At 61.8% G+C, this 13,293-nt stretch carries 9 protein-coding genes and 2 pseudogenes; 3 read left to right on the top strand and 8 right to left on the bottom strand.

The genetic code is table 11. The features are described 5' to 3' along the window. From DOS48_RS19005 to DOS48_RS18980, 5 genes and pseudogenes are all read right to left on the bottom strand, one after another. Entirely contained in the window at nucleotides 1–309 is a 309-nt protein-coding gene (locus DOS48_RS19005; protein ID WP_127117247.1) for a hypothetical protein, read from the bottom strand. Nucleotides 310–705: 396 nt separating this feature from the next. Next, a pseudogene (locus DOS48_RS29635) lies at nucleotides 706–1,014 on the bottom strand (zinc ribbon domain-containing protein); the annotation flags it as partial. Between the two features lie 12 nt (nucleotides 1,015–1,026). Continuing rightward, nucleotides 1,027–1,995 carry a transposase gene (locus tag DOS48_RS18995; RefSeq protein ID WP_127117246.1) on the bottom strand — a complete coding sequence of 323 codons (969 nt, stop codon included), beginning with the start codon at nucleotides 1,993–1,995 and terminating at the stop codon, nucleotides 1,027–1,029. A gap of 299 nt (nucleotides 1,996–2,294) precedes the next feature. Beyond that, nucleotides 2,295–2,633: a hypothetical protein gene (locus DOS48_RS18985; RefSeq protein ID WP_127117245.1), complete on the bottom strand. Its 339-nt coding sequence runs from the start codon at nucleotides 2,631–2,633 to the stop codon at nucleotides 2,295–2,297. Continuing rightward, on the bottom strand, nucleotides 2,626–2,874 hold the full coding sequence (locus tag DOS48_RS18980) for a hypothetical protein (protein ID WP_127117244.1): 249 nt from the start codon (nucleotides 2,872–2,874) through the stop codon (nucleotides 2,626–2,628). Before DOS48_RS18980 ends, DOS48_RS18985 begins: the two co-directional genes overlap by 8 nt. Before the next feature lie 181 nt (nucleotides 2,875–3,055). On the opposite strand from DOS48_RS18980, the gene DOS48_RS18975 reads away from it, so the two are divergent. The 3 genes and pseudogenes from DOS48_RS18975 (at nucleotide 3,056) to DOS48_RS18965 (ending at nucleotide 8,755) form a co-directional block, all read left to right on the top strand. Next, entirely contained in the window at nucleotides 3,056–3,991 is a 936-nt protein-coding gene (locus tag DOS48_RS18975; protein WP_127117243.1) for a hypothetical protein, read from the top strand. A 2,366-nt stretch (nucleotides 3,992–6,357) separates the two neighbouring features. Continuing rightward, nucleotides 6,358–7,054 (top strand): annotated as a pseudogene (locus tag DOS48_RS18970) (SWIM zinc finger domain-containing protein); the annotation flags it as partial. A 504-nt stretch (nucleotides 7,055–7,558) separates the two neighbouring features. Then, complete coding sequence (locus DOS48_RS18965) at nucleotides 7,559–8,755, top strand: orc1/cdc6 family replication initiation protein (RefSeq protein WP_127117242.1); 1,197 nt, start codon at nucleotides 7,559–7,561, stop codon at nucleotides 8,753–8,755. A gap of 227 nt (nucleotides 8,756–8,982) precedes the next feature. Here DOS48_RS18965 and glmS read toward each other — a convergent pair whose 3' ends face one another. The 3 genes from glmS to glmU are packed head-to-tail and all read right to left on the bottom strand — an operon-like array spanning nucleotide 8,983 to nucleotide 13,291. Next, on the bottom strand, nucleotides 8,983–10,848 hold the full coding sequence (glmS, locus tag DOS48_RS18960; protein WP_127117241.1) for a glutamine--fructose-6-phosphate transaminase (isomerizing): 1,866 nt from the start codon (nucleotides 10,846–10,848) through the stop codon (nucleotides 8,983–8,985). A 2-nt stretch (nucleotides 10,849–10,850) separates the two neighbouring features. Beyond that, on the bottom strand, nucleotides 10,851–12,035 hold the full coding sequence (locus DOS48_RS18955; RefSeq protein WP_127117240.1) for a sugar phosphate nucleotidyltransferase: 1,185 nt from the start codon (nucleotides 12,033–12,035) through the stop codon (nucleotides 10,851–10,853). A gap of 44 nt (nucleotides 12,036–12,079) precedes the next feature. Further along, nucleotides 12,080–13,291, bottom strand: a complete 1,212-nt coding sequence (gene glmU, locus DOS48_RS18950) for a bifunctional sugar-1-phosphate nucleotidylyltransferase/acetyltransferase (RefSeq protein WP_127117239.1) — start codon at nucleotides 13,289–13,291, stop codon at nucleotides 12,080–12,082. Between the last annotated feature and the right edge of the window lie 2 nt (nucleotides 13,292–13,293).

Raw genomic sequence — 13,293 nt, 5'->3', positions numbered from 1 at the left:
TCACTTCTGGAACACGCCAGTCGTGTCAAGCTCCGCAGCCTCCTCAAAGGCCTCCCGCTCCCGCTCAATTTCTCCCAAGGCATCACCAAGAAGAATCTCTGCAACGTCTTCAGAAAGCTCTCCCTGCTTGTATCGCTGGTGGAGGGTGATCTTCTCCTCGTCCGAGAGGACTTCTCGGAGTTTCTCTTGAAGACCCTGTCGAGCAAGCTCACTGATGTTGATCCCACCAAGACGCATCTGATCGACAATCTGAGTCGCCTCCTTCTCACTTTCTCCCCGGAACTGGATTTTGTCGTTGTTTGTGGCCATCTTACCTCATATTCTCTCTCCGCTGTAATAGACGTTGTGACGCGCCATCCATGTCAGTACAAACTCACAGTAGTCAATACGTAGTCTTTGGCGACCGGCTGTTTCAGGCGGGAATATATCTGAACACTGGGATTTCAACAAAGCCGTTGACCGCATACACGCGTCGGCTCACGGCGTTCACCGGCTAGATTTGTTGATGTCGATGACCAGCCTCACAGTGTTGTGGACTCGTCGCTGGGGTCGTTCGCAATGAGCGCAACGTGGAACTGGATACGGTCGTACGGAAGGTACGGGTGCCTTGAGCGGTTGTCGTCATCAGTCAACTACCCCACCCTACTTCGCTCGGGCAGGTAGACTGCCACTCGCTCGTTGAGGGTGGGGCTTGTCGGTGGACGCCTAGTCCATACGGGAAAAACTCCCGGTGGGCGTGAGCGTCCCCGACACCAAGGCCAGTTGACTGGTGGCCTTCCCAGACAAACACGTGCGGCTCGCCGGGAGTGTCTCGAGGAATTTCAATCCGATATTCTTTGCCGCGTTCAAGTCCGCATTCAATGCATACCCACACGATACGCAGTTGAACTGCTTGCCAGACCGATTGTCTTCATCCACGCAGTCACAATCCGTTCGACTACAGGACCGACTCGTATACCGTGCGGCCACTTGCTCGAAGCTGATTCCATACTCCTCGAGCTTGTATGCGACGTACTCTTGGACACGTCAGAACAACCACTGCTGGAATTTCGGCTCGTTCGAGATGCGCTGTCGAATCCGAGTCAAGTCCTCAAACACGACGTTGGTTGCTCCGACAGCAACGGCGTCTGCAACGATGCAATTTGCCATGTGGTGAGCGTACTGGTCGAACCATGCCCACTCGACGCCTTGCCGAGACTGTAAGCGAAGGTGTGCAGATCGTGTCCCCGTTTCTTGGAGTTCGCCACGCAGCTCCTCGTAGGTGCTCCGACGGTGGTTGAGGTAGTCTGCGTTGCCGTGGAAGCCACCGGCGCTGGTGACTGGTGAGTGCCCGTTGACATTGAGGTCCACGCCGAGAACTCTTGTGAAGTCCTCTTGCGTGTTTGAACCATCGGCTGTCGGTGGGTACTCTGGTGCGTCTGTGTAAGAGCGGTTCATCACGGCATGGAGCCAGAACTGCTCGCCGTCGAAGACGAGCTTGCTCGTGCTGAACCCCCATCGAGAGTCACGCACATACTGGTTGTACGGCGTGGCGTTGAGGGTTGCAGGGAGTTCGTAGCGACAGTGCACGGGATCTCCATCGAGTACGGCGAACGAGGCTTTGTATCGGTGGTATGTCCCCGCTCGCTTGTCATACGTCATCGTGTACGACTCGTCAGCACGGTCTTGGAACTCGGGTTTGCTGATGCGGTCGCCGTTTTCCCATGAGGTCTTGCATGAACCGACTGCACTCACTGCGTCTTTGATGGCCTTTTGGACGAGGTTCGCGTGGAGTTCGTTGTCTGTTTTGTCGCGGAGATCGTCGTAGAGGGCGTCTTCGGCGTCGCCTTTGCTGGTCTTGAGGTCGTCTGGGTGTGTGGGGGTGTCAGGCCAGCACCAGTCGACAGTTCGGTTTTGACAGTATTGATATAGGTTATGTGTGGCGTGAAGGTCGTCCACCCAGTGATCGGGGACAGAGAGTGGGATACGCACAGTGCGGTTCGCCTTCACGCTCATGTTGTATTTATGAGACTACTAGTATTTGAAGGTGAGGTTGTAGCCATGTCGGTTTCCTCCTCGCCCTACTCGCATCACTTCGTTCGCTCCGTGAGGACGGGGCATCCACCTTGATTTCTGGTGACATCCGCCGCCGCCTGAAGGTGGAAAAATCCCGACCGCAGTTGGGATATTACGGTTTGCAGTCTACCACTTGTGCCTGCGGTTGGAGTCCGCCGGACAAGTCGTGCAGGGAGACTCCGGGCTGTGCCACCCAGCCGGTACTCCCATCTCCACCCAAACCAGGCGGAGACTCGGAATCAATTGCTGGACACCGTCCGGGTCGTCACAAGGAACCGGAGACCCATCGCAAACCGAGACCCAGCCTGAATGTGGCCTGTGTCGGTGACGGTAACGAGCCCCATGGCTGCAAGCGCCGGCAGATGCGTCTGTTCGAGTGTGTGCTCGAGTATTTGCACGGATTGCTGTTCGATTCCCTGTGGTGTCACACCAATTTCGAGAGTCCGGATCAGTTCTACAGCAGTCTGCAAGGGAACTCCATGGTCGGGTGCGATCGCAACCACCAACAGGAGGGCGCGACGACGCGGGTGACGCACCAGCGCACACACCCGCCGTCTCTCGGGGACGGCCTTACGCATCGGAGTCACCACCAGACCATGCTGACAGCGCCGATGCAGCGTCCGTAGCGGGTGGCTGTTCAGTCCGCTCGGCGGCGGGATCAACCCAGCCGTCGGCGTCGACGCGCCGCTCGTACTCGACACGCCGGTGGGGCGCGTGTTCGGGCGTGAATCTGGTGGCGTCGTCCAGTGTGGGCACTCCCGGAGGGTGTGACAGTTCGTCGGGCAATGCGATCTCGTCAACGGAAGTCTTCTTCGTCATGACAACACGGTCGAGTGAACACGACCGCACCCATTCAGGCACATAAACAGCTGACCGATGGAATTCGACACGATCGGTGCCATACGTCATGCTCCCGGGAGCATCACCATTGACGGAACCCGTGTCAACACGCCTCATTGTAGTCGCTGCAGATAACACCAACACGGCCGAGCCAGTACATATGGACCCATCTGATGCGGTCGCGGAACTCGCAGCCGATCCACAGATCTTCCGTCGGCTAGCAGCGACACTAACGCCACCAGGAATGGCTTCTACTGCCGGCGAAGCCGTTGCGCTCCAACTTGCCAGTGCTGGCCGGTCAAGCATCGACATGTCACGAGAGGAACTGCAGGTTGGCTACACAGCGACTGTCCCGACATCAACGGCGTCGCTGTGTCGACACGTGCGTGAGACGTGTGGACAGATTGCCACCCTCGGGTGTGAAGCCGCAACGAGAGCTCATGCCGTTGGCGAGCCACTCCAGCAGGGGCCACAGGTCGATACCGAGGTGCGACTCACCATCTATGACGCGATTGCACACGCCACCGCCGACCTGCACATGACGATCAGACGGGCACTCACCACCGGTGAGGTGGCGGTTACCAGTGAGACACAGTATACCACACAGTCGTCAACCGGCGCTGTGGCCGTTACCCACACACGCGCAGCTAGTGATCAGGCGCCGTTCGATCCACACCTTGCGGCGTGTCTCGATTTCGTCGTCGACCTCGACGCCGCAGCTGCCGACGAAGCGCAGCCGACCGATCAGACAGCCGCTAACCCAGCCCCAGCAGACTGTCGCCCAGTTCCGACAGCAAGGCTTGATGCGTATCTAACGGCAGTGCAGGAGACAACCCTGACAGTCACCAGCGCCGCCAAAGAGCGATGGAGTCAGTACAAACAGGCAGCTGACGCGGGTCCCGCGTGGACGCCACCTGGATCACCTTCTCCAATCGAAACGGTTCCGAAAGTTGCGGCCGCACTGGCACGGCTCGAACTCGCCGACAAAGTCTCCGCTGACCACACCACAACAGCCATCGAATGGATTGAAACTGCTACAACCTACTCGACAGTCACCGATCCCTGTCCCGACACAACCGCCGTCGAGCACCCCTGAGCAGCCGCCGCGGTACAGCGAGACCGACATATGTGCCCGCCTTCGTCCCGGTTCAACTAGGGTGGGTTCGCGATGTGTGTCACTGCAGTAGTTATCTCAGAGTCTTCCTGTCGCTGTGGTGTCGTCCCCGGTGGGGGCCAGCCGGACTGTGGGACTGTCGCTGTACGGACCGTCGGAATAGCCCCGACTGAGACAGCCACCGGAGGATGGCCATCGACCGGTTTGTGTCCACCGGTCAGTCACCTCCCACAGATCTGCATGAGAGAGATCAGCGGACCGCCTCCGCAAGGGACAACTCAGGGGACAGCTCCCGCAGCTGCCCCACATGGCCCAGCGATCCCACCTCACAGCCATCCGGTGGACACCTCGCTGTCGGAGTCGCCATACAGACAAACCGATACTCCGGCTGTAGACGGTTTGTTGCGGCCGATCACTGTCTATCGATACTGTCCGTGTCCACTGCGCGGGAGACACACCTGATAGAGATAGCGACGGGAGTCGCGAACTCCATACCCTCACAACCCTGTGGCGTCGGACCTGGGGGCTGTTCCTCCGCACCGTCCAGCGTCATCAACGCTGCCAGCCGTGAGACAGCCAGCGAGACCCGTCTGTCTGTGTGAGACACACCGCTCACGGTATCGACGGTTGCGTGAGTCACGGGAAGCCACTGCTGCAAGACAACAGTCGCGTCACCGTGTCTCCGTTCGTGATGGCCCGCTGGTCGTGACCAGTCAGTTGCGTCCAGTGTGGCCACGCTGGAGACAGACCCGTAAAGCCACGCAGAGACGCAGAGAGATGCGCTACAGTGCTGTACGCCCGTCAGCCACCACAGACAAACACTGTGGTGGTCCGCTTGCAAGCGGGTCGCCGACGCCGCCACGCACCACGGGTTATCGACCAGTGACTTGTGGTCAAATGTGTGACGGCGCCCACATAATGAGACGGCGTGAGAGTAGCTGTGAACCAACAGGTGCTCTCACGACGCTGAGCGCGCTGGCCAGCGATCATGGACGCCACTCGCCAGCGCGCCCGTGTGGACCGCTGAGTCGTCGATCCACAGGCTGTGCGACATCGGGCACTCTCACGCTGACGCGATCACACACAGGGGTCAGCCGGCCACACCGACTGCACCGTGTCACTGCACAGTGGATCCCTCGTGGCCAGCCAGTCTTGGCTCATAGATCGCGTCAGTGTCACTGCCGGTGCATCGGCATCGATCACGCCGAGCCGACGAGTCGCTGGGTAATTTAACACATCGGGCGCCACTATCCACGCTCTCACCGCACACGGATGCCGGGAGAAGACATCCGTCGGTCTCGACGGACACACCGTGTCCATTTTTCTCTCTGGCTATGCGTGGGCTGTACAGTCGTCTCGACGTCGACGAGCGCGACGGCAGTCCAGAGCGCGTCGGGTGCCCACCCAACGATGCGCGTGTAACAGCAGCGTTCGTACGCTACGTCATCACGCGTCGTCAGGTGTGTTGCCGAATGCGGGATGGCTCGCCATGCCGGACGACACCCTCACCGTGTTCTACTGCTTGGGTTCGCGGCCGTCTGTCTCACAACCATCGTTGGTTACGACACCCCACACTGACGCCTGGACGCACAGAACGACCCGCGACACCCGGCCTGTTCGGTCCGTCGACGCCTCAGAGCCGACACAGAGCGATACTGACGATGGCGAACGGTCTCTCAGCCGGACCAGTGTGTGACGCCAATACGCTTACACTCGGCACCGTCTTGTGATGAGAGATGGCCACGATGTCCCATCGCAGACCCTCGTACACAGACACCCACGGCCACTGTGCACCGGTCCGACAGTGTCACTACTGGAACCAGACAACACCTCCAGTCACAGCAATGGTGGTGTCCGACTGCTCGCTCACTACCCAATGCTCGCTCATGCGACGGCACTGTAGCCATGCACCGTGTAATCTGGCTCAGGTGACAGTGGCGTGTTCTTGATGAGACAATACAGGCCAAACAGCAGACAAACCGGACCCTCCAACAGTCTGTCTAGATAATTTGGCAAGATTAAAACAGAGAATAGTTCGTATAAATTGATCTGAGTTGGTCAATCAGTTTGTCTGTGTAGATCATAATTGCTGTCGGAGACAACGTCAGTAGGACTGTGGTAGATCGCGATAAGGTGGAAAGGTTCACTGTGTGACAAAGAGTTTGATGTTATCGACGACCTACACCAGTGCGATGTCGCGGAACTTATGAAACCACGACCGCGCTTGAGCGGCGAAGCCAAGCCACCGATTCCCTGCCAAGTTCACAGCTCCGGTCAGAGTGGGTGATTGTAGCTCATCGCTGATTTTTCTCGCTATTGACTGTCCTGTGAGCACTGGTGCGTGACGGGTAACCGCCGTTGTGAGCGGCAGCCGCCAGTACGACGTTCGCGTCAATCTTCTGGCCGACGGGTTCGACCCGTGGTGTACCTGCCCGTACGACGGCCCAGGCGCGTGCAAGCATGCTGTCGCCGTGCTGCTTCGGTGTGTCGACGAGTTCCCGCCGGACGAGGGCAATCGGGCTCGACACCGCAGACCACGACGATCTCCGGGCGTTCCTTCGCGACGGGTTGGCGACCGGCACTATCCCCCGTGAGCGGTTCTTCGCCCGGTCCGGTGAGTGCTCGACGCGGTCGGTCAACGAGTTGCGCGCCGCTATCGACCGGCGGTTCGAGGAGACGAACCCCGAGTACTACGTCGTCTTCGAGCCGATCGAGTTCACGCAGTGGTTCGACCTCGCGGACGAGTACCGCGAACAAGGCCGAGACGCGTCGGCAGCGACCGTCTACCGGGCGTTCGTTGAGTCGCTCGACGACAACATGGAGCGCGTCGACGGCGCGTACGACCACTTCTCACAGGCATTCGCGCGGGTCCTCGACGGCTACGTCGTGTGCGCCGCGACCGCGGACCGCAAGGCCGGTGGAGCCACGGACGCCGTCGGCTTCCTCAAGGAGCGAATAGAGTCAGGAACGCCATATTGTGCCGACCAGTTCGAGCGAGCGGCGTCCGAACTACGAGCGGAACTGACGACGGAAGCGGACGGGTGAGACCCGGAACCAACAGCGCGATCGCTGACCGTCTGGGAGCGCTAGTCGTTGATAATTGACTTCGGCCCGCTCATGCCCGACCCCTCAGCGACGACTGGAACACGATGTGCGGAAGAGTATCTATTGTCTGCTGAGGCTCCAATAACTGAACAGGAACAGACGAAACGAGGGGTGTTTCGCGCCGGCGAGCCGATCGCGTTCGGAAAGATACGAAATCGGACTGATCTGCTGCTGAGGTGGGTGACCCCTCATTTCGTCTGTTGTCTGCAGGATGGACGGAGGCAGAGACTGTCGATCTGACACCCCTCGTTTCGTCTGTTCTCCCGGTAGGAGCACGGAGTGTAGAACGATCAACCGGCAGTCACACCCCTCATTTCGTCTGTTCTGCCGGACACATTCGGGTGTGGACCTCCTGGTCGATTAGAGTAATCAAACAGGCGAAGCATAAGAAACAGACGAACAGTACAGTTAAGTCACCAAGTGGTGTTCATCGGAGTATCAACGATGTCTGAAGAACTTTTCACGGAGATAACTGAAACACTCTTCGCGGACAAATCAATACTCTCGGAGGAGTATCGCCCGGATGTAATCGTTGAACGGGACGACGAGATCGACGCATACCGATCGGCGCTCAAAGACGTTCTCTTCGGCCGAAACCCCGCAAACGTATTCATCTACGGAAAGACCGGAGTCGGAAAGACGGCCGTCACGGAGTACATGATGAGTGCGCTCCAGCAGGAAGTGAACCGACGGGAAGACGCCGAGGAACTCCACGTCCATTTCCGGAACTGCAACGACGACAGTGTCTATAGGACCGTACGATCGCTTATAAATAGCATCCGTGGCGATGAGGAAGAGACGTTTCCGGAAACCGGTCTATCAACGTCACACGCCCTAGAAACGCTGTACGACGAGATGGAGGCTCTCGGCGGTACCTTTCTGTTCATTCTCGACGAGATCGACCACCTTTCCGATCCCGATTCGCTGCTGTACGAACTCCCCCGTGCACGGGCAAATGGGCACCTTGACGCGGCACGCGTTGGCGTGATCGGAATCAGCAACAACCACACGTTTCGCTCGTCGCTGAGCCCGAAAGTCAAGGACACGCTCATGGAGAAGGAGCTGGCCTTTTCGCCGTACGACGCAGACGAACTGCAGTCAATCCTCACTACCAGAGCCAAGAAGGCGCTCGTCGACAATGCTTACCAAGACTCCGCGATTAGGCTTGCAGCCGCTAAGGCGGCGAAAGACACCGGAAGCGCACGACAGGCGATAGATCTCCTCCGGGAGGGCGGCGACGTTGCCGAAGAACAGGGAGCGGCAGCGATCACTGACGACCATATCGAAGTGGCCGCGGCACGTGTTCAGCGAGGTCGCGTCCAGGACAAACTGCGTGATCAGACCATGCACGGACAGCTCATTTTGGAGTCTCTTGCGCGGATCGAGGCGAACGGCAACGTCCCTGCGCGATCGAAGGAGATTCAGACCGTCTACGAGCGCGTCGCGCGAAACTGGGGCCACGATCCGCTGACCACCCTGAAAAGTATCCAGAACCATCTCGCCGATCTCACCATGCTCGGGTTCCTCGAACGATCCGAACAGAATGAGGGGCGCGCAGGCGGTGTCCACTATCGATACGAACTCGCGTTGGATCCTGAGATCATTCTGGAAACGCGCGAATTGATCGAGAAGCAGCCGTAGCCAGTTCCCCTGAACGAACAGACAAAACGAGGGGCCACAGAAACGCCAAGATACCGACCCTGACGACTGAGCAAGAACAGACGAAATGAGGGGTGTGTGAGTACAACGATATCGCTGCCACTCACGAGTCGGATAACGCGAGCGTGCCCTTCGTCTCCGCTACAGAGAGTACGTTTCGTCCGTGTGTTCCTGAAGGCAGCCTCCACTGACCACCTAGGGATACGGACCTATTCCACCGTCACGCTCTTCGCTAAGTTCCGCGGCTTATCGATCGGCCGCCCCTTCCCGTTCGCCACGTGATACGCAAACAGTTGCAGATACACGTTGGCCACGAGCGGTTCAACGACACCTACATCGGGAACCTCGAACGACGCGTCCAGCGTTGCGTACTCTTTACCGGCCGAGACACACCCCAGCGCCGGCGCCCCGCGCGTCTGCGCCTCGGTGACGTTGTTCATCGTCTCGTCGGCCCGCGCGCCGTCGGTCAACACGGCCAGCACGGGCGTCTCGGGCGTCACCAACGCCAACGGCCCGTGTTTCAGCTCGCCCGCCGCGAACCCCTCGGCATGGTCGTACGAAATCTCTTTGAGCTTCAGCGCACCCTCCAAGGCCACGGGCACGCCCAGCGCACGACCGACGAAGAAGAACGCCTCGCTGTCTTGGTACTCCTGTGCGGCCTCTCGAACCTGTGGTTCCTCGTCTAACACCTGCTGGACCGCGCCCGGCAGCCCTTGCAGATCTTCCAGTACGGACCGCGCGTCAGCCGCCGCCAACGCCCCTCGATCGCGGCCCACGGCCACCGCGAGCATCGCCAGCGTCGCCACCTGTGAGGCGAACGTCTTCGTCGCGGCGACGCCGATCTCCGGCCCGGCCCTGATAAACGCCGTCCCGTCGACTTCGCGCGTCACCGTACTTCCCAAAGTGTTCGTCACGGCGAACGTCCGCGCGCCCGCGGCGTTCGCGCGCCGGACCGCCCCGAGCGTGTCGGCGGTCTCTCCGCTCTGGGTGACGGCGACGACGAGCGTCCGGTCAGGGGTGCGACCCGCGCCGAACTCGTACTCGCTCGCGATCTCGACGGTCGCGCGCACCCCTGCGAGTTCTTCGAACAGCTGCGCCGCGTACCGCCCCGCGTAGTAGGAGGTCCCGCAGGCGACGATCCGAATCTCTTCGAGATCCGCAAGGAAGCCCGGCGGGAAGGAGACATCGAGATCAACGTCTCCGGCGTCCACGTCCAGCCGTCCGGCGAGCGTCTGTCGGAGCGCCTCGGGCTGTTCGTGGATCTCCTTGCGCATGTAGTGGTCGTACCCACCCTTCTCGGCGGCGTCGGCCTCCCACGTCACTGTCTCGATCTCGCGGTCGACGGGCTCCCCGTGTGCAAATATCTCGACGCCGTCAGGCGAAAGCGCCGCCACGTCGCCGTCTTCGAGGTAGGTCACATCACGAGTGTGTTCTAGGAATGCGGTCACGTCGCTGGCGACGAACGCCGCGTCCTCGCCGCGACCCAACACGAGCGGACTGCCGCGACGCGCGACGACGATCCGGTCGTCGCCCTCGCGAACGGCACAGATCGCGTAACTCCCCTCCAACCGGTCTTCGACGCGCCGGACCGCGTCGAGCAGGTCGGTGTCGGGATCGGCCGCCAACTCCTCTTCGATGAGGTGCGGGATGACCTCGGTGTCCGTGTCGCTCGTGAACTCGTGGTCGGACAGCTCGTCTTTGAGCGCCTCGTAGTTCTCGACGATCCCGTTGTGAACGACCGCCACGTCGCCGACGCAGTCCGTGTGCGGGTGGGCGTTCGCGTCCGTCGGTGGCCCGTGCGTACTCCAGCGGGTGTGCCCGACACCGAGGGTCGGGTCCGGTACGTCCGGCAGCGTGAGCGCGTCGACTTCCCCCGAGCGCTTTGCCACGGTCAGTCCGCTTTCCGCGCCAACGAGCGCGACGCCCGCGGAATCGTAGCCGCGGTATTCCAGATTTTTCAGTCCGGTGTGAACGATGTCGCCGACGCTCGCGGGTGTCCCTCCGTTTGCCGTCCCACTGTCTGTGCCACCGGCGGCCACGTGCAACTCGCCGATATACCCGATAATGCCACACATGATTACCCCCTCCGCACCACGGCACCCGGCTCGATTCGCCCGTCTATCACGACCCCCGCCTCGGCCTGCACGTCGTCGCCGACCACGGCGCCGTCGGTGAGCGTCGCGCCGCCGCCGACCGAACTGTTGTCGCCGACGACGCCGCCGAGCGTCACGCCGCGATGGACGGCGTCGCCGACGACGACCGTCGACAGCCCGCCCGTGACGGTCGCGTTTGGTCCGATTCGGGCGTTACCAGCGACAACGGCGTCGCGGACGACCGCGCCGGGACCGATGACGGCGTCGGGGAACACCACGCTGTTCTCGACGACAGCATTGGCCGCAATCGAGACGTTGCTGCCGACCGCTGTCGCCCCGCTCAGCGTCGCGTTCGACCCGACGCGCACGTTACCGGCGAGCACCACGTCGTCGGCGACGGTGACGGTGTCGCCCACCCGCTGGCTTGTTGCGGGCGCGTCGCGAGCGTGGTCCGTGTCGTGGATCAGCGCGGCGTTCACCGTGAGCACGTCCCAGAGGTTCGAGACGTCGAGCCACCGCCCGTCGTATTCCACGCAGGTCACCGCGTCTCGCTCGGCCAGGTCGTTCAGCGTGGCCGTGATGGCGAGTTCGCCCGTCACGTTCGTCGCACGGATCGCGTCGAACACCGTCGGCGAAAAGCCGTACACGCCGGCGTTGATACGGTTAGTGTCGACCGGCCCCTCGGGCTTCTCGTCGATCTCCGTGACGCGGTCGCCGTCGAGGTGGACGACGCCGTAGTCGCGAGGCGACTCCACGGCGGTCGCGGTCACCAGCTGCGCGTTGCCGTCGCCGAGTCGCTCGCGGACGGCGGAGACGGCCGCGCTATCGACGATCCGGTCACCGTTGAGCACCACGAAGGAACCGTCGACGACCGGTTCGGCCTGCAACACCGCGTGACCGGTGCCGAGCTGCGTCGACTGCTCGACGTACTCGATCGTCACGCCCCAGTCGTCGCCATCGCCGAAGTGGTTCCGGATGCGTTCCTGCTTGTACCCGACCACGAGGACGATCCGGTCGATCCCCGCCCCGGCCACGGCCTCGACGACGTGTTCCAAGAGCGGCCGGTTTGCCACGGGCACCATCGGCTTGGGTCGCCGGTTCGTCAGCGGCTCTAACCGCCTGCCCTCGCCCGCGGCGAGGATCACCGCGGTCACGGGCTCGTCGTTCATGTGGCAACCGTCGCCCGCCTGCGGTTTAAATCGCTCGCGGTCCGTCAGCGCTCCGGGCTCCGATCCCGAGTTAGCGTCTCTCCGGGGGCGGTCGTCTCGCCGGCGCCCAGTTTGACGCCCGCATTCAGCGAGGTGTTGATCCCCGTCTTCGCCTCGTCGCCGACGATCGCCCCGAGCTTTCGGCGACCGGTGTCGACGCGGTCGCCCTTGACCGTCACCCGGACGTGCTCGCCGTCGTGCCGGAGGTTGGCGACGTTCGTGCCGGCGCCGAAGTTCACGCCGCGGCCGAGCACCGAGTCGCCGACGTACGAGAGGTGTCCGACCGACGCGTCCGCCATGAGCACCGAGTTCTTCACTTCGACGGAGTGACCGACGTGCGCGTTCGGGCCGACGACGGTCGCGCCGCGGAGGTAGGCGTTCGGGCCGACCTCGGCGCCCTCGCGGATCAGCGCGGGGCCTTCGACGTAGACCCCGGACTTCACTCGGGCGCCTTCCTCGACGACGACCGGGCCGTGGAGGTGAACGTCGTCCTCGACGGTGCCGGCGCCTTCGACACCATCGCCCAACTCCGCGAGCGCGAGCTCGTTGGCTTTTAAGAGTTCCCACGGGCGCCCGACGTCGAGCCACGTTCCCTCGTAGGGCGCGACGTCAATCCGGTGGCCGTCGTCAAGGAGGAGGTCGATCGTCGTCGTGATCTCGTACTCGCCGCGGTCGCTCTCGGGCGTGCGGTCGATATACGCGAACACCTCGGGGGTGAACGCGTAACAGCCCACGTTCGCGAGCGTCGTCGGCGGGTCGTCCGGCTTCTCGACGATCCCGGCGAGCGCGCCGTCGGAAGTTGTCGAGAGGACGCCGTACGCCCGCGGGTCCTCGACCTCCGTCGCGGCGATCGCCGTCCCGTCCGCCTCGGCGAGCGCGCGCGGGAGCGACGCGTCGACTACCACGTCGCCGTTTAAAACGAGGAACTCGTCGTCGACGATCGGTTCCGCCTGTGCAACTGCATGAGCCGTCCCCAGCGCTTCGGGCTGTTCGACGTAGTGAACCGGCAGCCCTCGGTATGACTCGCCGATCGATTCGCGAATCGCCTCGCCGCGGTACCCCGTGACGACGACGAACTCGTCGACGACGTCGCGGGCGGTGTCGAACACCGATTCGAGAAGCGTCCGGTCCCCGACCGGCAACAGCGGCTTTGGCCGGCGGTCCGTCAGCGGTCGCATGCGAGTCCCGCGACCCGCCGCGAGTACGACTCCGTACATGT

Origin of the sequence: Halorubrum sp. PV6, from assembly GCF_003990725.2 — an archaeon.
In the GTDB taxonomy this organism is placed as follows: domain Archaea; phylum Halobacteriota; class Halobacteria; order Halobacteriales; family Haloferacaceae; genus Halorubrum.
Note: the sequence above shows the minus strand (reverse complement) of the source record. Positions and strands in the feature narration are given on the sequence as shown.

Excerpts from the sequence above, each read along its gene's own strand:
- DOS48_RS18985 (WP_127117245.1), bottom strand. The coding sequence starts at position 2,633 with ATGCGTAAGGCCGTCCCCGAGAGACGGCGGGTGTGTGCGCTGGTGCGT.
- DOS48_RS19005 (WP_127117247.1), bottom strand. The coding sequence starts at position 309 with ATGGCCACAAACAACGACAAAATCCAGTTCCGGGGAGAAAGTGAGAAG.
- DOS48_RS18955 (WP_127117240.1), bottom strand. The coding sequence starts at position 12,035 with ATGAACGACGAGCCCGTGACCGCGGTGATCCTCGCCGCGGGCGAGGGC.
- glmU (WP_127117239.1), bottom strand. The coding sequence starts at position 13,291 with ATGTACGGAGTCGTACTCGCGGCGGGTCGCGGGACTCGCATGCGACCG.
- DOS48_RS18965 (WP_127117242.1), top strand. The coding sequence starts at position 7,559 with ATGTCTGAAGAACTTTTCACGGAGATAACTGAAACACTCTTCGCGGAC.
- glmS (WP_127117241.1), bottom strand. The coding sequence starts at position 10,848 with ATGTGTGGCATTATCGGGTATATCGGCGAGTTGCACGTGGCCGCCGGT.
- DOS48_RS18975 (WP_127117243.1), top strand. The coding sequence starts at position 3,056 with ATGGACCCATCTGATGCGGTCGCGGAACTCGCAGCCGATCCACAGATC.
- DOS48_RS18995 (WP_127117246.1), bottom strand. The coding sequence starts at position 1,995 with ATGAGCGTGAAGGCGAACCGCACTGTGCGTATCCCACTCTCTGTCCCC.
- DOS48_RS18980 (WP_127117244.1), bottom strand. The coding sequence starts at position 2,874 with ATGACGAAGAAGACTTCCGTTGACGAGATCGCATTGCCCGACGAACTG.